General features: G+C 60.7%; 25 protein-coding genes. 13 read left to right on the top strand and 12 right to left on the bottom strand.

The window, feature by feature from the left end; translation table 11 throughout:
- The first annotated feature begins 118 nt into the window (after positions 1 to 118).
- From J3Q04_RS03000 to J3Q04_RS03025, 6 genes are all read left to right on the top strand, one after another.
- Positions 119 to 1,255, top strand: coding sequence for an ABC transporter substrate-binding protein (locus J3Q04_RS03000; protein WP_420766214.1), 1,137 nt, complete (start codon positions 119 to 121; stop codon positions 1,253 to 1,255).
- Between the two features lie 191 nt (positions 1,256 to 1,446).
- Positions 1,447 to 2,361 (top strand): ABC transporter permease subunit, encoded by a 915-nt coding sequence (locus tag J3Q04_RS03005; RefSeq protein ID WP_420766215.1) that lies wholly within the window; start codon positions 1,447 to 1,449, stop codon positions 2,359 to 2,361.
- A 2-nt stretch (positions 2,362 to 2,363) separates the two neighbouring features.
- A complete protein-coding gene (gene livM / locus J3Q04_RS03010) occupies positions 2,364 to 3,644 on the top strand; it encodes a high-affinity branched-chain amino acid ABC transporter permease LivM (RefSeq protein WP_434608059.1) in 1,281 nt (426 codons plus the stop codon).
- Entirely contained in the window at positions 3,641 to 4,513 is an 873-nt protein-coding gene (locus J3Q04_RS03015) for an ABC transporter ATP-binding protein (protein ID WP_420766217.1), read from the top strand. The genes livM and J3Q04_RS03015 overlap by 4 nt, the downstream gene beginning before the upstream one ends.
- Positions 4,510 to 5,226, top strand: a complete 717-nt coding sequence (locus tag J3Q04_RS03020; RefSeq protein WP_053117959.1) for an ABC transporter ATP-binding protein — start codon at positions 4,510 to 4,512, stop codon at positions 5,224 to 5,226. The genes J3Q04_RS03015 and J3Q04_RS03020 overlap by 4 nt, the downstream gene beginning before the upstream one ends.
- Positions 5,227 to 6,076: 850 nt before the next feature.
- Positions 6,077 to 6,841, top strand: a complete 765-nt coding sequence (locus J3Q04_RS03025) for an SDR family oxidoreductase (protein WP_434608057.1) — start codon at positions 6,077 to 6,079, stop codon at positions 6,839 to 6,841.
- Positions 6,842 to 6,913: 72 nt separating this feature from the next.
- On the opposite strand, the gene J3Q04_RS03030 is transcribed toward J3Q04_RS03025, so the two are convergent.
- The 9 genes from J3Q04_RS03030 to J3Q04_RS03070 all read right to left on the bottom strand — a co-directional run bounded on the left by J3Q04_RS03030 (position 6,914) and on the right by J3Q04_RS03070 (position 14,485).
- Entirely contained in the window at positions 6,914 to 8,047 is a 1,134-nt protein-coding gene (locus J3Q04_RS03030) for an AGE family epimerase/isomerase (protein WP_434608054.1), read from the bottom strand.
- Positions 8,048 to 8,228: 181 nt separating this feature from the next.
- A complete protein-coding gene (locus J3Q04_RS03035; RefSeq protein WP_434560938.1) occupies positions 8,229 to 8,801 on the bottom strand; it encodes a HupE/UreJ family protein in 573 nt (190 codons plus the stop codon).
- A gap of 30 nt (positions 8,802 to 8,831) precedes the next feature.
- A complete protein-coding gene (gene ureG, locus J3Q04_RS03040; protein ID WP_420766222.1) occupies positions 8,832 to 9,446 on the bottom strand; it encodes an urease accessory protein UreG in 615 nt (204 codons plus the stop codon).
- Between the two features lie 9 nt (positions 9,447 to 9,455).
- A complete protein-coding gene (locus tag J3Q04_RS03045) occupies positions 9,456 to 10,130 on the bottom strand; it encodes an urease accessory protein UreF (RefSeq protein ID WP_434608051.1) in 675 nt (224 codons plus the stop codon).
- Positions 10,127 to 10,627 (bottom strand): urease accessory protein UreE, encoded by a 501-nt coding sequence (gene ureE, locus J3Q04_RS03050; RefSeq protein WP_434608049.1) that lies wholly within the window; start codon positions 10,625 to 10,627, stop codon positions 10,127 to 10,129. The genes J3Q04_RS03045 and ureE overlap by 4 nt, the downstream gene beginning before the upstream one ends.
- A gap of 368 nt (positions 10,628 to 10,995) precedes the next feature.
- Positions 10,996 to 11,382, bottom strand: coding sequence for a hypothetical protein (locus J3Q04_RS03055; protein WP_420766225.1), 387 nt, complete (start codon positions 11,380 to 11,382; stop codon positions 10,996 to 10,998).
- Complete coding sequence (locus tag J3Q04_RS03060) at positions 11,379 to 12,791, bottom strand: PAAR domain-containing protein (protein WP_434608047.1); 1,413 nt, start codon at positions 12,789 to 12,791, stop codon at positions 11,379 to 11,381. The genes J3Q04_RS03055 and J3Q04_RS03060 overlap by 4 nt, the downstream gene beginning before the upstream one ends.
- Positions 12,792 to 13,148: 357 nt before the next feature.
- Positions 13,149 to 13,781: a TetR family transcriptional regulator gene (locus tag J3Q04_RS03065; RefSeq protein ID WP_039592574.1), complete on the bottom strand. Its 633-nt coding sequence runs from the start codon at positions 13,779 to 13,781 to the stop codon at positions 13,149 to 13,151.
- A 152-nt stretch (positions 13,782 to 13,933) separates the two neighbouring features.
- The gene (locus J3Q04_RS03070) at positions 13,934 to 14,485 is read right to left on the bottom strand and encodes a hypothetical protein (protein ID WP_434608045.1); all 552 of its coding nucleotides are present in this window, start codon (positions 14,483 to 14,485) and stop codon (positions 13,934 to 13,936) included.
- Between the two features lie 390 nt (positions 14,486 to 14,875).
- On the opposite strand from J3Q04_RS03070, the gene J3Q04_RS03075 reads away from it, so the two are divergent.
- Positions 14,876 to 16,951 (top strand): AsmA family protein, encoded by a 2,076-nt coding sequence (locus J3Q04_RS03075; protein ID WP_434608043.1) that lies wholly within the window; start codon positions 14,876 to 14,878, stop codon positions 16,949 to 16,951.
- 116 nt (positions 16,952 to 17,067) lie between these two features.
- On the opposite strand, the gene J3Q04_RS03080 is transcribed toward J3Q04_RS03075, so the two are convergent.
- A complete protein-coding gene (locus J3Q04_RS03080; RefSeq protein WP_420766229.1) occupies positions 17,068 to 17,598 on the bottom strand; it encodes a ferritin-like domain-containing protein in 531 nt (176 codons plus the stop codon).
- A gap of 56 nt (positions 17,599 to 17,654) precedes the next feature.
- Positions 17,655 to 18,596: a LysR substrate-binding domain-containing protein gene (locus J3Q04_RS03085; RefSeq protein WP_434608040.1), complete on the bottom strand. Its 942-nt coding sequence runs from the start codon at positions 18,594 to 18,596 to the stop codon at positions 17,655 to 17,657.
- Between the two features lie 130 nt (positions 18,597 to 18,726).
- Between J3Q04_RS03085 and J3Q04_RS03090 the strand changes: the two genes are divergently transcribed.
- From J3Q04_RS03090 to J3Q04_RS03105, 4 genes are all read left to right on the top strand, one after another.
- Positions 18,727 to 19,365 carry an FMN-dependent NADH-azoreductase gene (locus J3Q04_RS03090; RefSeq protein ID WP_434608038.1) on the top strand — a complete coding sequence of 213 codons (639 nt, stop codon included), beginning with the start codon at positions 18,727 to 18,729 and terminating at the stop codon, positions 19,363 to 19,365.
- Between the two features lie 102 nt (positions 19,366 to 19,467).
- The gene (locus J3Q04_RS03095; protein WP_434608036.1) at positions 19,468 to 20,358 is read left to right on the top strand and encodes an alpha/beta fold hydrolase; all 891 of its coding nucleotides are present in this window, start codon (positions 19,468 to 19,470) and stop codon (positions 20,356 to 20,358) included.
- 151 nt (positions 20,359 to 20,509) lie between these two features.
- Positions 20,510 to 20,782, top strand: coding sequence for a PsiF family protein (locus J3Q04_RS03100; RefSeq protein WP_434608034.1), 273 nt, complete (start codon positions 20,510 to 20,512; stop codon positions 20,780 to 20,782).
- Positions 20,783 to 20,892: 110 nt separating this feature from the next.
- Positions 20,893 to 21,906 (top strand): AI-2E family transporter, encoded by a 1,014-nt coding sequence (locus J3Q04_RS03105; protein WP_420766234.1) that lies wholly within the window; start codon positions 20,893 to 20,895, stop codon positions 21,904 to 21,906.
- 120 nt (positions 21,907 to 22,026) lie between these two features.
- On the opposite strand, the gene J3Q04_RS03110 is transcribed toward J3Q04_RS03105, so the two are convergent.
- Positions 22,027 to 23,301, bottom strand: coding sequence for an Hsp70 family protein (locus J3Q04_RS03110; protein ID WP_434608031.1), 1,275 nt, complete (start codon positions 23,299 to 23,301; stop codon positions 22,027 to 22,029).
- A 296-nt stretch (positions 23,302 to 23,597) separates the two neighbouring features.
- Here J3Q04_RS03110 and J3Q04_RS03115 point away from each other — a divergent pair, with 296 nt between their 5' ends.
- Both J3Q04_RS03115 and J3Q04_RS03120 read left to right on the top strand, forming a co-directional pair.
- Positions 23,598 to 24,536, top strand: a complete 939-nt coding sequence (locus J3Q04_RS03115) for a DnaJ C-terminal domain-containing protein (protein ID WP_434608029.1) — start codon at positions 23,598 to 23,600, stop codon at positions 24,534 to 24,536.
- Positions 24,537 to 24,758: 222 nt separating this feature from the next.
- Entirely contained in the window at positions 24,759 to 25,058 is a 300-nt protein-coding gene (locus J3Q04_RS03120) for a chaperone modulator CbpM (RefSeq protein WP_420766237.1), read from the top strand.
- Positions 25,059 to 25,061 lie beyond the last annotated feature (3 nt).

Consider the following 25,061-nt stretch of genomic DNA (forward strand, 5'->3'; position numbering starts at 1 on the left):
TAACAATAAAGCAGCGACTTTTTTAAGAATAAAAAACCGATGGCACGGCCCTTGCTCTGAGCTTTTCAGTGAAGTGAAGTCGCAGTGCCAACTAAAAAAAACCTTGGAGCACCACCTCATGTCCCAGACGTTTTACAAGAAAGGCTTTCTGGCCCTCGCAGTGGCAACTGCGCTGGGTGTTTCTGCGTTTGCTCAAGCTGATGTGAAATTCGGTGTGGCGGGGCCGATGACCGGTGCCAACGCTGCGTTTGGCGAGCAATACATGAAAGGTGCGCAGGCAGCGGCCGATGTCATCAACAAAGCGGGTGGCGTCAACGGCGAAAAAATCGTACTGGTAGCCGGCGACGACGCCTGCGAACCCAAGCAAGCCGTGGCCGTGGCCAACCGTCTGGTTGACCAGGACAAGGTCATCGGTGTGGTCGGGCACTTCTGCTCGTCCAACACCATCCCGGCTTCCGAGGTCTATGACGAAGCCGGCGTCATCGCCATGACCCCCGGTTCGACCAACCCGGCCGTGACCGAGCGTGGCCTGAGCGCGATGTTCCGTATGTGCGGTCGTGACGACCAGCAAGGCATCGTGGCCGGCGACTACATCGTCGATGTCCTCAAGGGCAAGAAAGTCGTCGTGCTGCACGACAAGGACACCTACGGCCAAGGCCTGGCGGATGCCACCAAGGCACAACTGGCCAAGCGTGGTGTGACCCCGGTGTTGTACGAAGGCCTGACCCGTGGTGAAAAAGACTTCAGCGCCGTGGTCACCAAGATCCGTTCGGCCGGTGCCGACGTGGTCTACTTCGGCGGCCTGCATCCGGAAGCCGGCCCGTTGGTTCGCCAGCTGCGCGAACAAGGCCTCAAGGACGTGAAATTCATGTCCGATGACGGCATCGTCACCGACGAACTGGTCACCACCGCTGGCGGCGCGCAATACGTCGATGGCGTGTACATGACCTTTGGCGCCGACCCACGCCTGCTGCCCGACAGCAAGGCCGTAGTAGACGCTTTCCGTGCCCAGGGCGTCGAGCCTGAAGGCTACACGTTGTACGCCTATGCGTCGGTCCAGGCCTTGGCTGCCGGCTTCAACGGCGCCAAGTCCAACAAGGGCGAAGACGCTGCCAAGTGGCTGAAAGCCAACCCGGTGAAAACCGTCATGGGCGAAAAAACCTGGGATTCCAAGGGTGACCTGAAAGTCTCCGACTACGTGGTCTACCAGTGGGACAAGGATGGCAAATACCACCAGTTGGAAAAACAGAAGTAATTTGAAGGGATGACTAGCCTGTGGCGAGGGAGCAAGCTCCCTCGCCACGGAGACTGTGCTCACCCTGTCCTGATTGGCATTAGCCAACGGCCCGTCTGTTTTTTTCTACGAGCCGCACATTTTTGGGCGCTGGGCTTCGAACCCGTCGTCGCGTCCCCGGGATGTGCTGTCTCACTGCGTGAGATTGCGTTATGGATGGTATTTTCCTGCAGCAACTGATCAATGGCCTGACCCTCGGGTCGGTCTATGGTCTGATCGCCATCGGCTACACAATGGTCTACGGCATCATCGGCATGATCAACTTCGCCCACGGCGAGGTTTACATGATTTCCGCTTACCTCGCGGCAATCAGTCTGGCTCTGCTGGCTTACTTCGGTATCGAATCCTTTCCGCTGATGATCCTTGGCACCCTTGTGTTCACGGTCGTGGTCACCGGGGTCTACGGCTGGGTCATCGAACGCGTCGCCTACAAACCCCTGCGCAACTCAACCCGGCTGGCACCGCTGATCAGTGCCATCGGCATTTCGCTGATCCTGCAAAACTATGCACAGATCAGCCAGGGCGCCCGTCAACAGGGTGTTCCGACACTGCTTGAAGGCGCCATGCGCGTCGACATCGGTACCGGTTTCGTGCAGCTCACCTACACCAAGATCTTCATTCTGATCGCCGCGTTCGCCGGCATGGCGCTGCTGACCTACATCATCAAGTACACCAAGCTCGGACGCATGTGCCGCGCCACCCAGCAAGACCGCAAGATGGCCTCGATCCTGGGGATCAACACCGACCGGGTGATTTCCTACGTGTTCATCATCGGTGCAGCCATGGCGGCCCTGGCCGGTGTGCTGATCACCATGAACTACGGCACCTTCGACTTCTATGCCGGCTTCATCATCGGCATCAAGGCGTTCACCGCGGCGGTACTCGGCGGCATCGGCTCCCTGCCTGGGGCGATGCTCGGCGGGATCATCCTCGGGATTTCCGAGTCGCTGTTCTCCGGTCTGATCAACTCCGACTACAAAGACGTGTTCAGTTTCTCGCTGCTGGTGCTGATTCTGATCTTCCGTCCCCAAGGCCTGTTGGGTCGCCCACTCGTGGCGAAGGTGTAAGTATGTCTGCTGCCAATAAACCGCTTGATATCAAACAGAGCGTCATCGACGCGATCCTGGCCGGCCTGATCTCGCTGATTGTGTTCGGGCCGATCGTCGGCGTGGTGCTCGATGGCTACAGTTTCAACCTGCAGCCGGCCCGCGTCGGCTGGCTGGTGGCGATCGTGATGGTCGGGCGCTTTGCCCTGAGCCTGTTCCTGCAAACCTCCAAGGGACTCAAGATTCTCCAGGGTTTCGAGAGCACCGGCTCCGGCGTGCATGTGCTGCCTCCGGACTACAAGTCGCGCCTGCGCTGGATCATCCCGGCGCTGATCGTGATCGCCATCGTGTTTCCATTCTTCGCCAACAAGTACGTGCTGACGGTGGTCATCCTCGGGCTGATTTACGTGCTGTTGGGCCTGGGCCTGAACATCGTGGTCGGCCTGGCCGGGCTGCTCGACCTGGGTTATGTGGCGTTCTACGCCATCGGTGCCTATGGGCTGGCGCTGGGCTACCAATACCTGGGGCTGGGTTTCTGGACCGTGTTGCCGCTGGCCGCCATCGCAGCGGCGATGGCCGGGTGCATATTGGGCTTCCCGGTGTTGCGAATGCACGGTGACTACCTGGCCATCGTGACCCTGGGGTTTGGCGAAATCATCCGGTTGGTGCTCAATAACTGGCTGTCGTTCACTGGCGGACCGAATGGCATGCCGGTGCCTTCCCCGACCTTCATGGGCCTGGAATTTGGCAGGCGAGCGAAGGACGGTGGGGTGCCGTTCCATGAGTTCTTCGGCATCGACTACAACCCCAACGTCAAATTCCTGTTCATTTACATCGTGCTGTTCATCACCGTCCTGTTGGTGCTGTATATCAAGCATCGCCTGACCCGCATGCCGGTCGGTCGCGCCTGGGAAGCCTTGCGCGAAGATGAAATTGCCTGCCGCTCCATGGGCCTGAACCATGTGCTGGTCAAGCTCTCGGCCTTCACCATCGGTGCCTCCACCGCGGGCCTGGCGGGTGTGTTTTTCGCCAGCTATCAGGGCTTCGTCAATCCATCCTCGTTCACCTTCTTCGAGTCGGCGCTGATTCTGGCCATCGTCGTTCTGGGTGGCATGGGATCGACGGTGGGTGTGGTGATCGCGGCATTCGTGCTCACCGTGGCACCGGAGCTTCTGCGCAGTTTCTCTGAATACCGGGTGCTGCTGTTCGGCGTGTTGATGGTGCTGATGATGATCTGGCGCCCGCGAGGCCTGATTCGTATCAGCCGTACCGGCGTGACGCCGCGCAAGGGGGTAGCGCCATGAGCGAAGTCGTACTCAAAGTCGAAAACCTGATGATGCAGTTTGGTGGCATCAAAGCCCTCAGCGACGTGAGCCTGCAGGTCGAGCGCAACTCGATCTTCGCCCTGATCGGCCCCAACGGCGCGGGCAAGACCACCGTGTTCAACTGCCTGACCGGCTTCTACAAGGCCTCGGGCGGCAAGATCGAACTCAACGTACGCGGCGAACAGACCAACGTGATCAAGCTGTTGGGCGAAGCGTTTCGTCCTACTGATTTTGTCTCGCCGAAATCCTTCGCCAGCCGGCTGTACTACAAGATGTTCGGCGGCACCCACCTGGTGAACCGCGCCGGCCTGGCGCGCACCTTCCAGAACATTCGTCTGTTCAAGGAAATGTCGGTACTGGAAAACCTGCTGGTGGCCCAGCACATGTGGGTCAACCGCAGCCTGATCGCGGGCATCCTCAACACCAAGGGCTATCGCAAAGCTGAAAGCGACGCCCTGGACCATGCCTTCTATTGGCTGGAAGTGGTGGACTTGGTGGATTGCGCCAACCGCCTGGCCGGCGAGCTTTCCTACGGCCAGCAGCGCCGCCTGGAAATCGCCCGGGCCATGTGCACGCGTCCGCAGATCATCTGCCTCGACGAACCGGCCGCCGGCCTCAACCCCCAGGAAACCGAAGCGCTGAGCGCAATGATTCGGCTGCTGCGCGACGAGCATGATTTGACCGTGGTGCTGATCGAACACGACATGGGCATGGTGATGAGTATTTCCGACCACATCGTGGTGCTGGACCACGGCAACGTGATCGCCGAGGGTGGTCCCGAGGCGATTCGCAACGATCCGAAGGTGATCGCGGCCTACCTGGGCGCCGACGAAGAGGAGCTGGTATGAGTGGACCTATCCTCGAACTCAAGGAACTGGACGTATTTTACGGGCCGATCCAGGCCCTGAAGAAAGTCTCGATGCACATTGGCGAAGGCGAAACGGTGAGCCTGATCGGCTCCAACGGCGCGGGCAAATCCACGCTGCTGATGTCGATCTTCGGCCAGCCCCGCGCTGCGGGCGGGCAGATCATCTACCAAGGCGTGGACATCACCCACAAGTCGTCGCACTACATCGCGTCCAACGGTATCGCCCAATCGCCGGAAGGACGGCGGGTATTCCCGGACATGACCGTCGAGGAAAACCTGCTGATGGGCACCATCCCCATTGGCGACAAATATGCCAGCGAAGACATGCAGCGCATGTTCGAGTTGTTTCCCCGGCTCAAGGAGCGGCGCAACCAGCGGGCCATGACCATGTCCGGCGGCGAGCAACAAATGCTCGCCATTGCCCGGGCACTGATGAGCCGGCCGAAGTTGTTGCTGCTCGATGAGCCGAGCCTGGGGCTGGCGCCAATCGTGGTGAAACAGATCTTCGCCACCCTGCGTGAATTGGCTTCCACCGGGATGACGATCTTCCTGGTGGAACAGAACGCCAACCACGCGCTCAAGTTGTCGGACCGGGCCTATGTCATGGTCAACGGCGAAATCCGCCTGACCGGTACCGGCAAGGAACTGCTCGCCAACGAAGAGGTGCGTAACGCGTATCTCGGCGGCCATTGAGGCGGCGGCTGCAACAAAAAAACCGGCGAGTGATCGCCGGTTTTTTTATCTCTCCAAAACGCCACCAACCCCTGTGGGAGCGAGCCTGCTCGCGAAGGCAGTGGATCAGGCGACATTCATGTATCTGATACGCCGCCTTCGCGAGCAGGCTCGCTCCCACAGTGAAATTTGTAGGGGTTCAGCAATTGTGGACAACAATCCTGACCCTCTGTGAAATCGCGACATAAAGTCGCCGCAAACAGTTGTTTTGTCACGGTTTTGACTTGTCCCCGTTTGCTGTGGAGCTGGCTGTGGGTAACGTGGGAGTAGCTGGCTGTAAGCCTTTGAATACGTGCCTTTCAGGCCTGTGATCGTTTTTTGATCAGGCATCTTTGGTTAAAGGGGAGCGGCTGTTGTCAACAGTTTTATGTGGGTGGAAATGGGCTCGAAAGTCTGTGGGCAAGCCTGTGGATAAGTCTGTGACTAAACTCTGGAAAGACGGCGCTCAGCGGCGTGATTGCTGGCTTGGAGCCATCGCGACATCAAGCGCCGCCTTATAGCAGATAACCTGATCTGCACAACCTGACTTGCCAGGTCAAGCGAAAAAATATTCCAAAACCCGCGCAAAGCCTTGTGCACAAAGGGTTACCGGTTTTTCACTTGCCCCCGTTTATTGTGGACCTACCTGTGGATAAGGTGCGGGCAACCCGCTGCGGCCCTTGCTGGACAAGGCCTGACGCTCATTGTTTGTTTTTTGAGCAATCGCAGGATTAAAGCGTTGATCAAGCCTTGCCCCTGGCGGGCCAGCCCGGGCATGCTGTGGGCCGATTTCCATTCAATGGCTGTTTGAAGCCCAAGCAAGGAGAACACGATGTCTGACACCCTGTTTATCACTGGCGCGACGTCCGGTTTTGGTGAAGCCTGTGCCCGTCGTTTCGCCGAGGCCGGTTGGAAGCTGGTGCTGACCGGCCGTCGTGAAGAACGCCTCGATGCCCTTTGTGCCGAGCTGTCGAAGCAGACCGAGGTCCATGGCCTGGTGCTGGATGTGCGTGATCGCAAGGCCATGGAAGAAGCCATCGGCAACCTTCCGCCATCCTTTGCCACGCTGCGCGGGCTGATCAACAATGCCGGCCTGGCCTTGGGCGTCGATCCGGCGCCCAAGTGCGACCTTGATGATTGGGACACCATGGTCGACACCAATGTGAAAGGTCTGATCTACAGCACGCGCCTGCTGCTGCCGCGCCTGATCGCCCATGGTCGTGGCGCTGGCATCATCAACCTGGGTTCCATTGCCGGTAATTACCCGTATCCAGGCAGCCATGTTTATGGCGCGAGCAAGGCGTTCGTCAAACAGTTCTCCCTGAACCTGCGTTGCGACTTGCAAGGCACGGGTGTGCGGGTGAGCAACATCGAGCCGGGCCTGTGCGAGAGCGAGTTCTCGCTGGTGCGTTTTGGTGGCGACCAGGCGCGCTACGACGCGACCTACGCCGGCGCCGAGCCGATCCAACCGCAGGACATCGCCGACACCATTTTCTGGGTGCTCAACACCCCGGCGCACATCAACATCAACAGCCTCGAACTGATGCCGGTGAGCCAGACCTGGGCCGGGTTCGCCATCGAACGCAACAAGGCCTGACCGCTGGCCTTATTGAGCTGGAAATGATGAGCTGTTGTGGCGAGGGTGCAAGCTCCCTCGCCACGAAAAGTGTTACGCCAGGTAGTCGGCCAGACCGCGGTAGCAGGTCAGAAGATGATAAGGGGTGGTCGAAGGCATGTCCCGGCGGCTGACGATGCCGTCGGCGTCAAGACATTCATTCCAGCCTCGGGGATGCAAGAAATGCTGCTGCAGCGCTTGCAGTTGACGCAGCAAGGCATTGTCGCTTCCCGGGCGCAACGTCAATGCCCGCAGGTATTCCGCTTGGGCCCAGATGCGTTGAGTGGCGTCGCGTGGGGTCGATTGCGGCGCCAGGCTCAGCATCGCGCGTACCGCGCTGGAGTCCGGATCGACACCTTGTCGCTCGGTAAAACCAAAGCTGTGCTCCAGCGCCGTGTGCAGCTTGCCACCACGCAACAAGGGCGATGAGGCCAGCAGGAAATACCATTCGAATTGATGGCCTGGCTCGAACCAGTTATCCACAGCCTTGAGTGGTTTCTCCATCATGACCTTCTGTTCCGGGTCCACGAAGTGCCGGTACATCCCATCGCAAAGGCTCAGCAACGCCTGGCGCACGGTGGCATCGTCGCGAACCGAGAGGGTTGCCAGGAACGCTTCGGCCAGGTGCATCAGCGGATTCTGCAACGGGCCGGATTGGCAGGTCGACCAGTCACGCACCAGGCTGGCTTCGTAGAGACCGTCCCCGGTGGCGAAGCGCCGGCTGATCACTTCCAGCGCGGCGTTCAACGTCGATTCCACCAACGGCTCGCGAACCTTGCCCCAGTAATGGGCGCAGGCGAACAGGATAAACGCGTGGGTATAAAGGTCTTTGCCCGTGTCCAGCGGCGCGCCCTGCGGGTCGATGCTGTAGAACCAGCCGCCATGTTCGGCGTCGTGGAAATGCCGCTGCAATGAGCGGAACAACGCGGCGGCGCGCTCCTCGGCCTGCGGCACCTCACCGATCAGGCTGGCGAACACATACAGCTGCCGCGCACAGGCCATGGCCCGGTAACGCTGGGGCGGCAGCGGCTGGTGCTGGCTGTCGAGGGATTCATAGGGCAACGCCAGTTCGGCATTCCAGCCCGGGCCCTGCCACATCGGCACGATCACGTCGTGAAAATGCTGGCGCACCGTGGCGAACAGGGCGGTCAATTCAGGCTGGGGAGCGGGGCGGGAAGCATCAGGCATTGGCGGACGTCGTCACGGCGGGGGCGAATGCGCGACATGGTAGCAGAGTGACCGACTCCAGAGAGATGACGCCTGTAAGTCCGTCATCGCGAGCAAGCTCGCTCCCACAGGGCGGGGCGTACACCGATCAAAGTGGGGGAGCGAGCTTGCTCGCGATGAGGGCCGGCTGGGCGCTAGAGAATCAACCCGCCAACAGCCAAACCCCGGCCGCCGCCGAAGCCGCCCCAGCCAACCGCACCAATGGCGCCGCCGCTCGCGGCAACACCCGCACCAGCGCAAAACCTGCGCCGTGCAACGCCGCTGTCGCTGCGACAAAGCCTACGGCGTAAGCCCAGGGGCTGGACATGTCCGGCAGCTCCAAGCCATGGGCCACGCCATGGAACAGCGCAAACACCGCAGTCGCAGCGACAGCCAGGCCCAGCGGTGGACGCACGGCCAGTGCCACCGCCAGGCCCAGGGCGAGTACCGAGGCGGCGATCCCGCTTTCCAACGCCGGAAGGTGCAGGCCTTCAAAACCCAGCACGCCGCCAAGCAGCATTGCGCCGACGAAGGTACACGGCAGTGCCCAGCGCGCAGCGCCTTGTTGTTGGGCGGCCCACAAACCGACCGCGAGCATCGCCAGCAAATGATCGAGCCCGCCGATCGGGTGGCCCAGCCCGGCGATCAGGCCATTATCGCCGTGGCCGGGGTGGGCGAAGGCCAGCGCCGGGGTCAATAGCAGGGCGAGGGCGCCGCAGATACGTTTGCATGTCATGGAGAAGCTTCCTTGTTGAAATGGGAAAGATCACGCGGCCGTCAACAGGCCTTGGCGCTCGATGAAGGCGATGATGTCGTCCAGGCCCTGGCCGGTCTTCTGGTTGCTGAAGACGAACGGCTTGCCGTTGCGCATCCGCTGGGTATCGCTGTTCATCATTTCCAGGGACGCGCCGACCAGTGGCGCCAGGTCGATTTTGTTGATCACCAGCAAATCGGACTTGCAGATACCCGGCCCGCCTTTGCGGGGCAGCTTGTCGCCCGCCGAAACGTCGATGACATAGATGGTCAGGTCCGACAGTTCGGGGCTGAAGGTAGCCGACAGGTTGTCACCGCCGGACTCCACCAGGATCAGGTCCAGGCCTGGGAAACGCCGGTTCAACTGGTCCACTGCTTCCAGATTGATCGACGCGTCTTCACGGATCGCCGTGTGTGGGCAGCCGCCGGTTTCGACGCCAATGATCCGTTCCGGCGCCAGGGCTTCGTTGCGCACCAGGAAGTCGGCGTCCTCGCGGGTATAGATGTCGTTGGTGACCACCGCGAGGTTGTAGCGCTCGCGCAGGGCCAGGCACAGGGCAAGCGTGAGCGCGGTCTTGCCGGAGCCCACCGGGCCGCCGATACCCACGCGCAGAGGTTGTGTGTTCATGTGTGTCTCCTAGGAACGAAACAGGCGGCTGTACTGGCGCTCATGAGCCATGCACGCCAGGGACAGGCCAAACGCGGCGCTGCCGTAATGATCGGGATCGATGTTCGAGGCGATGTGCTGGGCTTGTTGCAGCACCGGCAACAACTCGCTCGTCAGGCGCTGGGCGGCTTGTTGACCCAGGGGCAGGGTTTTCATCAGCACCGCCAATTGGTTTTCCAGCCAGCTCCACAACCAGGCGGCGAGGGCGTCCTGCGGGCCGATGTTCCAGGCGCGCGCCGCCAAGGCCCAGCCCAGCGCCAGGTGGGGTTCGCCGCGCTGCTGCAGAAAGTCGCGGGCCGCACTGTCGAGTTCCGGCAGGCCGGCGAGCAGCTGCTGCAACGAGTAACCCATCTGCCGGCTTTCCTGAAACAGCTCGCGGGTTTCCCGGCTGGCGCGGTGTTGCTCGCAAAGTTGCCGCAGCCTGTCCCAATCGTCAGCCGCGGCGGCTGTGCAATGGGCCAGCAGCAGAGGCGCTTCGAAGCGCGCCAGGTTCAGCAGCATTTGGTCGCTGAGCCATTGGCGTGCGTCGTCGGGCGTCCGAACCTGGCCGTTATCCACCGCCATTTCCAATCCCTGGGAATAGCTGTAGCCGCCAATCGGCAGTTGTGGACTGGCCAGGCGCAGCAGCGCCCAGGCCGGGTTCATGTGCGCACACCAAACTGGTGCAGGCGCGGCGCGTAGTTGAAATCTTCATCGCCGTGCCGGGAATGATGGTGGCCGCCGCCGTAGGCGCCGTGTTCTGGCTGGAATGGGCCTTCGATGGATTCGGCGGTGGCGCCCAGCTGTTCGAGCATCGCCTTGAGCACGTAGTCGTCCAGCAAGCGCAGCCAGCCATCGCCTACTTGCAGGGCCACGTGGCGATTACCCAAGTGGTAGGCCGCGCGGGTCAACTCGAACGCATTGGCGCAGGTGACATGCAGCAACTGCTCGGGACGCGCGCAGACACGCACGATGCGCCCGTCCTCGGCCTGCAGGCATTCGCCGTCGTACAGCGGTGGCTGGCCTCGTTCGAGGAACAGCCCCACGTCCTCGCCTTCGGCACTGAAACAGCGCAGGCGGCTTTTGCTGCGTGCGTCGAAGGTCAGGTGCAACTCGGCGTCCCAGCCTGGTTGTGTGTCGATTCTGCGGTGAATCACCAGCATCGGAGTGCTTCCAGCAATGAACATTGCTGTGTTTAGAGCAAGGGGCTTGCCAATCGAAGATGGTGTAGGAAATACCTGGGGATGGCGTTTCAGGATGGGGCGGATTGCGTGCCGTTATGGTGCGCTTGGTGGTGTTGCGCACCATCTTGTAGCTTGCACGGCGCACTGTGGAAGCGAGCTTGCTCGCGATAGTGGTAGACCAGCCGACATCAGAGTTGCCTGACCTGCCCCCATCGCGAGCAAGCTCGCTCCCACACGAAAGCGCTGCCTAGTTCAAGCCTGACAGTGCCTTTCTGGCCATATGATGTGCTGACCATCGCGATCAGAGTTGAATCACAAGACACAGGTCGAGCTATGGGACAGGAAGACTAAGCGAGACCAAACTTAACGAGCATGGCAAGAGCAATCATTACCGATAGAAGTGCGATAACACACCACTGCAGTGCTACTAGCTTGCGCTTAAGGCTCGCGGGAAAACTATTTATGTCTTCGACATTAAGTCCGCCTCTTTTGAGGTAGAAATTGGGAAAGGTGATGAGTCCGGAAATACCGCCTACCAGCATCAATTTTCCCCAAGGACCACCATGGCGCAGTGATGCGATCGTCATGACAGCTGAACAATTTTTCAAGTGATCCAATATTAGGTCCATTTTTTTGTAAGCCAAGTACAGACACATTCCAATCCAAATGAAAATTCCTCCCAAATCAATTATCCCAACGACCATAAATAATTTTTCAGAGACGCTCACAGTCATTGGGCAGCCTCATAGATAAGTTCGCCTGTTTTTTCACCCAGTATTCCTCCAAGGACACCCCCCGCAAGCGACCCCGTTCCGACCACCAGAAGACCGCACCCCACCATTGCCAACCCTCCTGTCGGCACACTTAACCCGATACAGATCGCTCCAACCACAGGCCCAGTCAGGGCGGCGCCTGCTGCTACACCACCTGCCACGCCACCCGCGAAGCTGCCAGTCTCAGCGAACTTAACTTTCTTACAAGCCTGCGCACTATCTGCCGTGCAAACATCCTGGACCTTCATATACGAAGCTCCACCACCAATAATCGGGCCAACCCACCCCCCGTACTTGATGATTTTGGCCGCTTTGGAGACACCCTCAATATGTGTCGCATAACCTGGAATCTGACCTGCGCCACCAGCCTTGGTCCAACGGTGGACCAAACTGCGACTGGAGATGCCCAAGGCGCTTTTCAAGTTTGGATGATCTGGAAGCCCAGTGCCCTTTCGCGTCAGGGTGGTCAGATGAGTGTCGAGCCTAGAAAGCAGTTGTTTGCGCTCTGCAAAAAAATCCGACGACCGTAAGTGCCCATCGCGCCGGAAAGTACGTTGATGCAACGCCTCGATATCCCGCAGAACAGTTTTAACGTCCTCCAGATTTTTGGCGAAGATGGCTTCACCAACACCGATGGCAGTCGAGCCTTGGGCGAAGAAAGTCTCGATTTCATCTCGATGCCGGGCCATGAAGTCGGCCTCGTCCGCGCTTAGCGGCTCAAGGGCATCGTTGATCCATATTGCTGTTTCCATCAACAGCGCCTCTTCGCGGGTGCATTGATGATTGTTCGGATCGCTCAGCACGATCATCGAACCGGCCTTGACCACATCGCGATAAGGATTGAGCGCGCGGAATTTGCGCATCACCGCCGGGTCGGGTGATTGGAACAGCGTCGCCTCCAGCGCTTCGCGGGTCACGCTTCTGGGCACAACGTAGAAGCCCGGTTCCAGGGGTTCTACGCGGGTGGATGTGCGGGGCGGCGGGCTGATTGACGGGGCGAGAAACGATTGGCGTGAAGCACTTGGTGCGTGGGTCGCGGTCGCGGGCTGTGGAGCCGGCTGAGCGGCTCGGTTGGCTTGCGGTGCAGAATTCGCACCTTCATAAGTGGCCCAGGATACCGAGGGGATCAGTTGCGCTTTGCAGGGGCAGGTACTGTGACTATCCAACGTGCCGGCCATTCGCTTGCCATGGCTGACCATGTGCGCTATGCCGCCCCTGATCTGATAGATTTTTCCGTCCTTTCCACACGAAACCCGGTCCCCTTCGCGGGCGTGCAGCAGGCCGAACATATTGACCCTGCCATCGCCATCCAGCACTTCACCACCACACGTGGTCTTGTCGCCCCGGCCAATGAAATAGCCTCTGTTCATTGCGTGTTCTCCTTCATTTCATTCCGGCGCGCACGGCGGCCCACGGCTGGCTCTACCGTGGGCAAAAAATCTTCTGCGTTCATTTTCATGGCTCCTATACCAGTCCGTCTTACGCAAGGGCGCGTTGACAGTTCTCGGAAGCGATGAATAAGACGATGAGCCGCTGATTGAGCGCAATTCCGGCGCGGGTGGCATTTGCAGCGAATAGGAAAGTTCGCAGGCTCGGATGCGCCTTTTCCTACATCGCGGAACATCTGTCCCGTGGTTTTTCGGGAGGCGGTGTGTCAGGTAAGCAACCAGGGGACCGAGACTCCGCCATCGCGAGCAAGCGCCTTCCCACTAAGGAAACATCAGGCGCTATTCGGTACTGCCCAATCCACGCCAATGCTTGAGGCCAATGAAGATGAACCGCAGTTGCTGGGTAATCTTCGCCTGGGGCGTGAGGTGCTCGGGCAGGGCTTCGGCGGGCGGGTCGATGATGTCCGGCAAGGTGGCGAAGACACTCTTGACGATGAGATCGGCCATTACGTTGAGCCCGGCGAGGTCCAGGTGCTGGAGTTTCGGCATCAGCGCCAGGTCGGCGGCCAGGTCCGAGCTGATGTCTTCACGCAGCCTCGCGATGGCTTGTCGGACCGGCTGCGATCCACCGTATTGCTCGCGAGCCAGGAACAGAAACTGGGATCGGTTGGCATGAACCACGTCGAGAAAAATCCGCACTGACGCGTCGATGATGCCGCCCATGACGAACTCGTTGTGACGTACCAGTCGTATGGTTTCGCGAAAGGTCTGGCCGACTTCGCTGACGAGCGCCAGGCCCAATTGGTCCATGTCCTGGAAGTGTCGGTAGAACCCGGTCGGTACGATGCCTGCCGTCTTGGCCACTTCACGCAGGCTCAGGCTGCCGAACCCCCTGCCACATTCCATCAAGTGGCGGGCTGCGTCCATCAGGGCGTTTCGGGTCTGTTGTTTCTGTTCGGCGCGGGGCAGCATCGCAGGACTGACTTCCGAGTCATGGGAGCGACGCACTCTAGCAAATCGGCTTTGCCGTCGTCGAACGGTAGGAGGTAATCGGGGAAAACGAGGTGCTGGAAAATCAAAAGCCCGATTCAAGGAATCGGGCTTTTTTCATAACCACCATGGGCTCAGCTCACTTCGCCGCGGCGTTTGATGACGCGATCGCCGCCGTCCGCAGCAAGGAGTTGGCCTTGTGGAGTGCGACCGGAACCATCGGCAGCCAGGGTCTGGCCTTGTGGGGTGCGGTCGGAACCGTCAGCGGCCAGGGATTCGCCCAGTGGGGTGCGGTCGGAACCGTCAGCGGCCAGGGATTCGCCCAGTGGAGTACGGTCGGAACCATCGGCAGCCAAGGTCTGGCCTTGTGGAGTACGGTCGGAGCCATCGGCAGCCAAGGTCTGGCCTTGTGGAGTACGGTCGGAACCATCGGCAGCCAAGGTCTGGCCTTGTGGAGTACGGTCGGAACCATCGGCAGCCAAGGTCTGGCCTTGTGGAGTACGGTCGGAGCCACCTTCAACCAGGCCTTTTTCTTCCAGGCGGTCACGGCCACCTTCGGCGACGGTTTGGCTGTAGACAGAGTGGCTGTCCTTGACCTGTGGAGTGGCTTGTTCGGAAGCTGGCAGGGCGAAAGCGGTAGAGGCCAGCAGTGAAAGGGAAAGGCTCATCAGTATTTGGCGTTTCATGATCGTTGCTCCTCGGGAGGGCTGAAAAGTGGGTACGAGGGCAATGCTACTCTCGATAAGTCGATATAAAAGTTCATAAAGACAATGGTAATAATCAACAGAATTGATTGTTCCGCGCAAAGGCTCTAGAACGGGGGTTTCAGGGCAGCAGTTTTGCCCTGAAGTGGGTAGTTTGTACTCACTCGCGCCCCGCAGATGTGCGGGGGCGGTAACAGGTAGCTGTCGAGTCGGTCAGGTTCGTGCGTGTTTTTTTAGTGCCGTTCGTCACCCTTGGTGGTAAACCTGTTGGCCGTTTTGCCTGTCCAACGATCATCGCAACGAGCCGGCTACAGGTTCGTGCTGCCCCAGACGTCGCGGTCCGGACGTCCATCTGCCTCAGGAGCCTTGTGCATGACGCGCACCTCAAAAATCTTCGCCTGGGGCTTTGCCTGCCTCGTTGTCCTGCTGACCGTGCTGGTGCTGTTCATCGCGTTCTTCGATTGGAACCGCATCAAGCCTGCGCTCAATGCCAAGGTTTCCGAAGAGCTGCATCGCCCATTCGCAATCAATGGCAACCTGGCGGTGATCTGGCGGCGCGAACCCGGCGAGGGCGGCTGGCGGGCATGGCTGCCATGGCCGCATGTGGTCGCCGAAGACCTGACCCTGGGCAACCCGGATTGGTCGAAGCTCCCGCAGATGGTCACGCTCAAGCGCGTCGAGTTGCGTATCTCGCCCCTGGCGTTGCTGGCGCGGCGGGTGGCCATCCCGCGTATCGACCTGACAGGCCCCGACGCCAGCCTGCAGCGCCTGGCCGATGGACGGGCCAATTGGACTTTCCAGTTCGATCCAAAGGACCCGGACGCCGAACCGTCCAGTTGGGTGGTGGACATCGGCGCCATCGGTTTTGACAAGGGGCATGTCACGCTCGACGACCAGACGCTCAAGACCCGGCTCGACGTGCTGGTCGACCCGTTGGGCAAGCCCATTCCCTTCAGTGATATCGTCGGGGAAAAAACCGCGAAAAGAACCCGGGAACAGGGCTCGTCACCACAAGACTATGCCTTTGCCTTCAAGGTCGACGGGCAATATCACGGGCGGGGTCTCAGCGGATCCGGCAAGGTCGGCGGCCTGCTGGCGTTGCAGGATGCGGCACAACCTTTTCCATTGCAGGCCCAGGCGAAGATCGCCGACACCCGCGTCGAACTGGCCGGCACCCTGACCGACCCAAAGAACCTCGGCGCCCTTGACCTGCGTTTGAAACTGTCCGGCAACAGCCTGGCCAATCTTTATCCGCTGACGGGCGTGACCCTGCCGGATTCGCCACCGTATTCCACGGACGGCCGATTGATCGCCAAGCTCCACGAGCCGGACGGCGCACAGTTTCGCTACGAGGCGTTCAACGGCAAGATTGGCGACAGTGACATCCACGGTAACCTGGCCTATGTCGCCAGCCAGCCCCGGCCGAAACTCAGCGGTGCGCTGGTGTCCGACCAGTTGTTGTTCAGTGATTTGGCGCCGTTGATCGGCGCAGACTCCAATGCCGAACAAAAAGCCCGTGGCGGCGCCAGCAAACAACCGTCCGACAAGGTGTTGCCGGTGGAGGAGTTCCGCACCGAACGCTGGAGTGCGATGGACGCCGACGTGGAGTTCACCGGCAAGCGTATCGTTCACAGCGAGCAGTTGCCGTTCACCGATCTCTACACGCACCTGGTGCTCAACGACGGCCAACTGAGCCTGGAGCCCCTGCGCTTTGGCGTCGCCGGTGGCCGGCTCGATGCGCAGATCCGCCTCAACGGCCACACCCAGCCCCTCGAAGGCCAGGCGAAATTGACTGCGCGGGGCTTCAAGCTCAAGCAGTTGTTCCCGGGATTCGAGCCAATGAAGACCAGTTTTGGTGAACTCAATGGCGACGCGGATATTTCCGGGCGCGGCAATTCGGTGGCGGCGTTGCTGGGCACCTCCAATGGCACCCTGAAGATGCTCATCAACGACGGCGCCATCAGCCGCGAGCTGATGGAACTGGCGGGGCTCAACGTCGGCAATTACGTGGTGGGAAAAATCTTTGGCGACAAGGAAGTGAAGATCAACTGCGCAGCGGCTGATTTCGATATCAAGACCGGCCTGGCGACCACGCGCCTGTTCGTGTTCGACACCGAGAACGCGATTATCTATATCGACGGTACGGCGAACATGGCCACCGAACAACTGGACCTGACCGTCACGCCCGAGTCCAAGGGCTGGCGGTTGATTTCTCTACGCTCGCCGCTGTACGTGCGGGGCACGTTTGCCAACCCTGCCGCCGGCGTCAAGGCCGTGCCACTGATGTTGCGCGGTGCCGGGATGGTTGCCCTGGGTGTCATCGCCGCACCGGCGGCGGGGCTGTTGGCCCTGGTCGCGCCCAGCGGTGGCGAGCCGAACCAGTGCGCGCCGTTGCTTGAACAGATGAAGGCGGGCAAGGCGCCGGTCACGGTCAAGCCTACCCGGTAGCCGAGTAGTGATGCTACCGGCCTCACCGCGATCAGGCTCGCTCTCGCCTTCGATCGAGTTTCTTCAAAAGAAGAACGCGATCCCCTGTGGGGGCGAGCCTGCTCGCGAAAGGCGTATCAGAGATCGGCCAGGATATCGGCCATGTCATCAGCGTGCTCTTCTTCCTGGGCCAGGATGTCTTCGAAGATGCGCCGAGTGGTTGGGTCTTTTTCGCCGATGTATTGGACGATTTCCCGATAGCTGTCGATGGCGATACGTTCGGCGACCAAGTCTTCGAACACCATTTCCTTGAGCGTATTGCCTGCCACGTACTGGGCGTGGGAGTGCCGAGTCAACAGGTCGGGGTTGAATTCCGGTTCGCCACCCAGTTGCACGATGCGTTCGGCGAGCCTGTCGGCGTGCTCGGATTCCTGGTTGGCGTGTTCGAGAAACTCACTCGCCGCGACACCGGCCTTCAGGCCGGTGGCCATGAAATAGTGACGCTTGTAGCGCAGTGTGCAGACCAGTTCGGTGGCCAATGCTTCGTTGAGCAGGCGGATGATTTCCTGTCGATCGGCGTTGTAGCCTTCGGTGACCGCGCCGTTCTGGACGTTCTGGCGCGCACGTTCGCGCAGGGTCGTGACGTCGGATAAGTGCATGTCGCTCATCTCGTTCTCCTGGAGGCTGATCCGGTTAGGCGTCACGCTCTGCTGGCGCGATCGCTCTAGTTCTGAGTGATGCGATCCTGGAAAAGTTTTACCGGATTTTTCAAGGCGTGCCCGGACAAGCGTGCTTCCTCCTCCACCCATTGGAAAAAAGCCCGCACGGGCGGGTGCCGCTCTCGTCCCGGCACGCAAAGCGCACTGTAGCCGGCACCGCTGACTTGGACCTTGGGGCGATAACCCACCAGCAACCCGCTGGCGACGCTTTGCGAAGCGAGGATATTGCTCGCCAATACCAGGCCCTGGCCGGCGATAGCCGCTTGCAGGGCGTAGTGCTCTTCATCGTATTCACGTATGCAAGGTTGCCGGGTCATCCAGCTTTCCTCCGCCTGGGCGCACCAGGCGTCCCAACCGTGGGCGTACAGCTTGGCGTTATGCCAGCGCACGCTGATCAGTGTCGGCGGCTGCCGGGTGGCCAGCGCGACTTGTTCCGGCGAGCCATACACGCCGAAGCTCTCTTCGAACAGGCACATGCCATAGAGGTTCGAGTAGCCGTCCAGGCTGTAGCGCACCACCAGATCGACGCTGGCGTCCTGAAGCAAGTCGATGACTTCGCAATGGGTGTCCAGGCGTACGTTGATGTTCGGATGGCGCGCGTAAAACCGCCCCAGGCGCGGCACCAGCCACAGGGCGGCAAACGCCGCCGTGGTGGATATCGTCAGGTGCGTGGTGCTGCGTTGCGGGCGCAGGCTGTCGACGCTTTGTGCAACTTCCAGCAATGCCCCGTGCAAGCTGTGGAACAGCCGCTGTCCCGCGTCGGTGAGGCGTACCCGGCGCGGCAAGCGTTCGAACAACTGCGCCCCCAGCCAGGTTTCCAGGGAGCGGATCTGGTGGGAAATCGCTGTCGGGGTGACCGCCAGCTCTTCGGCCGCCGCCTTGAAACTGAGCAGGCGTGCAGCCGCCTCGAAGGCTCGCAAGGCATTGAGGGGCAGGGTGGCAAACATTGGAAATCTCCGTATGGATGAAAACAACTCATCCGGATGAACTAACGCTCATTTGCGATCAAGGGCGACCGGGCTCCAATCTTAAAGCCACAGGCCGTTCCGATTGTAGTCGCATTAGAAGGAGTTACAGATGAGCAGCATTCTTGTCGTACAGGGTAGCCCACGCGGTGAGCGTTCCCATTCCCGACGTCTGACGGAGGCATTCATAGCGGCGTGGCAGGCCGCCAATCCACTTTGCCAACCGACTCGCCGCGAGGTGGGCCGCACCGTCATCCCTGCGGTCAACGAAGCCTTTATTGCGGCGGCGTTTTACTCCGAGCCCCAGGCGCGGCCATTGACCATGCAGGCCGACCTGGCGCTGAGCGATGCGCTGGTTGCCGAACTGCAAGCCCACGATCGCTTGGTAATCTCGGCACCCATGCACAATTTTGGCGTGCCCAGCGGCGTGAAAGCCTGGGTCGACCAGATCGTACGCATCGGCGTGACGTTCAACCACAGCCTCGACAACGGTGTTTCCCAGTACGAGCCGCTGGTGTCGGGCAAAAAGGTGCTGATCGTGACCAGCCGTGGGGACTTCGGTTTTGGCCCCGGTGGCCAATTGGAGGCCATGAACCACGCCGACACCTGGCTGCGGGCGGTGCTGGGCTTCATCGGTATCAACGACGTGACGGTGGTGGCGGCCGAAGGCGAAGAGTCCGCCGAGCACAGCTTCGCGCGTTCCTATGCCGAGGCCGAGCAACGCTTGCTAGCGCTCGCCCGAACCTTTTGAGGACCTGGGGCTTGCCGCGATCGGGCTGAAGTGCCTCGGGTGTCATAGACTGGTCATCATCGGTACTGATGCTGACCACCTCTTGATCGCAAGGATGTCGCCATGTCGCAACGCTGTGCCACTCGCTACCCCTTGGTGCTGGTCCCGGGCATGCTCGGTTTCATTCGCCTGGTGTTGTATCCGTACTGGTATGGCATCGCAGAGGCATTGCGCCGGGGCGGGGCCGTGGTGATTCCTGTGAAGGTCTCGCCCTTGCATTCATCCGAGGTTCGCGGCGAGCAGCTGTTGGCCCGGATTGAGGAAGTGCTGCGGCAAACCGGCGCGCAAAAGGTCAACCTGATCGGCCACAGCCAGGGCGCCCTCACTGCCCGCTACGCCGCGGCCAAACGCCCGGACCTGGTGGCGTCGGTCTCTTCGGTGGCCGGCACCAACCACGGTTCCGAGCTAGCCGATTATCTGCAAACCCATTACCCGGCCGACAGCGCCAAGGGCCGGGTGCTCAGTGCCTTGCTGCGGCTGATCAACGCGATCATGAGCCTGCTGGACACCGGTTATCACGGGCCACGGCTGCCAGCCGACCTGAAGGCATCCCATGCTTCGCTCACCACTGCCGGGGTGGCGCTGTTCAACGAACGTTATCCACAGGGGCTGCCCCAAACCTGGGGCGGACACGGGCCGGAAGAGGTCAATGGCGTGCGTTACTACTCCTGGTCGGGGACGTTGCAGCCGGGCAAGACCGACAAGGGTCGCAACCTCTTCGATGGCACCAATCGAAGCTGCCGGTTGTTCGCCCGCACCTTCGTGCGCGAAGCCGGGCAGAGCGACGGCATGGTCGGGCGCTACAGTTCGCACCTGGGCACGGTGATCCGGGATGACTACCCGCTGGACCATTTCGACATCGTCAATCAGTCGCTGGGGCTGGTGGGCAGGGGGGCGGAGCCGATCCGGTTGTTTGTCGAGCATGCCGAGCGGTTGAAGGCGGCAGGCTTGTAGGACGCAGGGCGTCGCGCGTTATCGTTCGTTGCCGACATGCTCCAGACACTGGTAGTTCATGCTCGGGAAATCGAACAGATGAAGGTGTAACAGGCTTTGTCTACACTGCACCCCATCGCCACACCCTCGTGCGGCAACCAGGAGAAACACCATGAAGATGCTCCGTGTCCCTTTGTTGATGATGGGTTTGCTGCTGTGTTCCCAGGGGTTCGCCGCCACGGCCCAACAAACCAAGATGACCACCTGCAACGCCGACGCCACCACCAAGGCCCTCAAGGGTGACGAACGCAAGGCCTTCATGAGCAACTGCCTCAAGGCGACCCCACAGGACCGCATGAAAAGCTGCAATGCCACTGCCACCGAGCAGGCGTTGAAGGGTGACGCTCGCAAGGCGTTCATGAGTGAGTGCCTGAAGAAAAAATAAGCGCCGGATCTTCTGAGCCCTGGGCCAAATCGGCCGATACAATCCCTAGTGCTGCCAGCGGATCGCTGGCAGACTGCCGATCCTTTCATGCCGTTTTGTCCTGGGGCTGTATGCCAACGTTTTCTCAGCGTCATGTGTTGTTGGTGATCAGTTGGGTGATCATTTTTGGTGGGCTGTTGCTGGTGTTGCCGCTGCGCCTGTTGCCGAGCCTGTTGGCCGGGTTGCTGGTGTTCGAGCTGGTCAACATGCTCACTCCGCAGTTGCAACGATTGATCGAAGGCCGGCGTGCCCGCTGGTTGGCGGTGGCATTGCTCGGCACGTTGGTGGTCAGTGTGCTGACCCTGATCTTTGCCGGCGCCTTCAGTTTCCTGCTGCACGAAGCGGAAAATCCCGGGGCCTCCCTGGACAAGTTCATGACCGTGGTCGATCGCGCCCGTGGGCAACTGCCGCCGTTCATCGATGCCTACCTGCCGGCCAGCGCCGCCGAGTTCCGGGTGGCGATCGGTGATTGGGTGAGCAAGCACTTGAGCGACCTGCAGCTGGTGGGCAAGGACGCGGCCCACATGTTCGTGACGCTGTTGATCGGCATGGTGCTCGGCGCCATCGTCGCCCTGCAGCGCATCCCCGACCTGACCAAGCGCAAGCCCCTGGCCGCTGCGCTGTTCGATCGCCTGAACCTGCTGGTCAAGGCCTTTCGCAACATCGTCTTCGCCCAGATCAAGATTTCCCTGCTCAATACGTTCTTCACCGGGATTTTCCTGGCGGTGGTGCTGCCGCTGTTCGGCATCCAGCTACCCCTGACCAAGACCCTGATCGTGATGACGTTCCTGCTGGGGCTGTTGCCGGTGATCGGCAACCTGATGTCCAACACCCTGATCACTGTGGTCGCCCTGTCATTGTCGATCTGGGTGGCGGTGGCCGCGCTGGGTTACCTGATCGTGATCCACAAGCTCGAATACTTCCTCAACGCCCGTATCGTCGGCGGACAGATCAGCGCCAAGTCGTGGGAATTGCTCATGGCGATGCTGGTGTTCGAAGCCGCGTTCGGCCTGCCGGGGGTGGTGGCGGGGCCTATCTACTATGCGTATCTCAAGAGTGAGTTGAAGCAGGTAGGGATGGTTTGATCCGACCGTTGTATCGATTGATCTACCGCTTTCGCGAGCAGGCTCGCTCCCACAGTTCGATCGCATTCGGTCAAACTGTGGGAGCGAGCCTGCTCGCGAAGGGGGCGCCTCGGTCCTGAATCAGGCCTGACTCCCATACCGCTTCATCGCCTCGATCGCCAATCCACTGCCGATACTGCCAAAGATATTGCCTTCCACATGCCGCGCCTGGGGAAGCATCGCCGAGACGCTGTTGCGCAGCGCCGGGATGCCGCTGGAGCCGCCGGTGAAGAACACCGTATCGACCTGATCAACCCGCACGTTGGCATCGTTGAGCAACTGCGTGACGCTGCCGCGTACCCGCTCAAGCAAGCCGTCGATGGCCGACTCGAACAAGGCCCGGCTCAGATCGACGCTCAGGCCCGGTTCGATCCGGTCCAGGGCCACATGGCGCTGGTCGGCGTGGGTCAGGTGAATCTTGGTCTCTTCCACTTCCATCGCCAGCCAGTGCCCGGCGCGCTGTTCGATCAGTTTGAACAGCCGGTCGATGCCCGCGGTGTCTTCGATGTCGTAGCGCATGCTGCCCAGGGCCAGGGTGGATTTCTGCGAATACACCGCGTTGATCGTGTGCCAGGTCGCCAGGTTCATGTGGTGGCTGGTGGGCATGTAGGCGCCGCTTTTCATGCGGCTGCCGTAGCCGAAAAGCGGCATCAGGCCTTGCAGGCTGAGTTGCTTGTCGAAGTCGGTGCCGCCGATGTGCACGCCACCGGTCGCGAGGATGTCGGCGTGACGGTTATCGTGGGTACGACGCTCGGGCGACAGGCGCACCAGGGAGAAGTCCGACGTACCCCCGCCGATGTCGACGATCAGCACCAGCTCTTCTTTCTCGATGGTCGATTCATAGTCGAAAGCCGCCGCGATGGGCTCGTACTGGAACGACACTTCCTTGAAGCCAATGGCGCGGGCGACGTCTACCAGGGTGTTCTCGGCTTCCTGGTCGGCCATTTCGTCGTCATCGACAAAAAACACCGGGCGGCCCAGCACCACTTCTTCGAATTCTCGACCGGCAGTGGCTTCGGCGCGTTTCTTCAACTGGCCGATGAACAGCCCCAGCAGGTCCTTGAACGGCATCGCCGTGCCCAGCACGCTGGTGTCGTGCTTGATCAGCTTGGAGCCCAACAGGCTCTTGAGCGAACGCATCAGCCGGCCTTCGTAACCTTCCAGGTATTCGTGCAGCGCCAGGCGACCGTACACCGGGCGGCGCTCTTCCTGATTGAAAAAGACCACCGAGGGCAAGGTGATCTTGTCGTCCTCCAGCGCGATCAACGTTTCCATGCCGGGGCGCAGCCAGCCGACAGTGGAGTTGGACGTGCCGAAGTCGATGCCGCAGGCACGGGCCGGGGATGCGTTTTTCATGTCTTTCAGATTCCGGTCGAAAAAACGGCCGCGCAGTGTATGCCAGTGCGGCGCGGATTCGAAGGCCGGTTATCCGCTAATTCGCAAACACGGGCCTTGAAAGACGACGTCACACCCCCAAACTTGCTGGCATGAGCCTGGCAGCCATCGGGCGGACACAAGAACCGCCACCCGCTGCCGATAAACTTCTGATGCGCCGCCCGGTCCCAATCTTGAGGCTGGTCAACCCGCTGTCCGGTCATCCGGGCATGCCGTGCGTGGCGGTGCGACATCGATAACGGATGGTGATGCTTAAGATGGACTTCAAAGACTATTACAAGATCCTGGGTGTCGAGCCGACGGCCGACGATGCCACGATCAAGGCTGCCTATCGAAAGTTGGCGCGCAAGTACCACCCGGACGTGAGCAAAGAGAAGGACGCCGAAACCAAGTTCAAGGACGTCTCCGAAGCCTATGAGGCGTTGAAAAGCGCCGACAAGCGTGCCGAGTACGACGACCTGCGCCGTTATGGTCAGCACGGACAGCCATTCCAGGGACCGCCGGGTTGGCAGAGCCGTGGCGGTTTTGGTGGCCAGGATACGGGTGACTTCTCGGACTTCTTCAGTTCGATCTTTGGCAATCGCGGGCCGGGTTTCGGTGGCCGTCAATCGGGTCGCAGCGCCGGCCGTCGGGGGCAAGACGTGGAAATGGAATTACCGATCTTCCTGGAAGAAACCCTGTCGAACGAGTCGAAGAAGGTCAGTTTCCAGGTGCCGCAATACAACGCGGCGGGCCAGCACGTGAGCAATACCAGCAAGAGCCTGAACGTGAAGATCCCGCAGGGCGTGATCGATGGCGAGCGCATCCGCCTCAAGGGCCAGGGCGCGCCCGGCATCGGCGGTGGCGCCAATGGCGACTTGTACCTGACCATTCGTTTCGCCCCGCACCCCAAGTTCGACGTCGAAGGCCAGGACCTGATCATCACCTTGCCCCTGGCGCCGTGGGAATTGGCCCTGGGGACCGAGGTGGCGGTGCCGACCCTCACCGGCAAGATCAACCTCAAGGTGCCGGCAGGCAGCCAGAACGGCCAGCGCATGCGCGCCAAGGGCCACGGCCTGCGCAACAAGGCCGGCGAGCGCGGCTACCTGTTCGTACAGCTCAAGGCCGTGATGCCCAAGGCCAGCGATGAATCGGTCAAGGCGTTGTGGGCCGAGTTGGCGAAGAAAGCTGCGTTCGATCCTCGGGAGCACTTCTGACCGGTAATCACAGGCCTGGCAACGCACGCCGTGGCGAGGGAGCTTGCTCCCGCTGGGCTGCGAAGCAGCCCCAAAACCATTCGACACGGTGCGCCAGGAAAAACCGGTAGGCAGGTTTTACGACTGCTGCGCAGCCGAGCGGGAGCAAGCTCCCTCGCCACAAAACCGGGTTTTCACAATCCTGGCTAGACTCGACAGTTGAAGCATTGGGAGAAGCAGACCATGAACGACCCGATCATCGAACTGAACCTGATGGAATTCTGTGAAGCCGCTGCGTTGGCGGATGTCCACGTGATTGAAATCGTCGAGCACGGCATCCTCGAGCCCCACGGCGCGGCCCCGACCGATTGGCGTTTCACCGATTACGAACTGGTCCTGGCCCGCCGGGCCGCCAAGCTGCGCCGTGAGTTGGAACTGGAATGGGAAGGTGTCGCGCTGGCGCTGGATCTGTTGGAGGAGGTCCAGCAGTTGCGATCCGAGAACCGTCGGCTGCGCCAGCAACTGGGCCGTTGGGTGGAGTAGGCA

It is taken from the genome of Pseudomonas sp. D4-21 (assembly GCF_051132125.1).
Lineage (GTDB): Bacteria > Pseudomonadota > Gammaproteobacteria > Pseudomonadales > Pseudomonadaceae > Aquipseudomonas.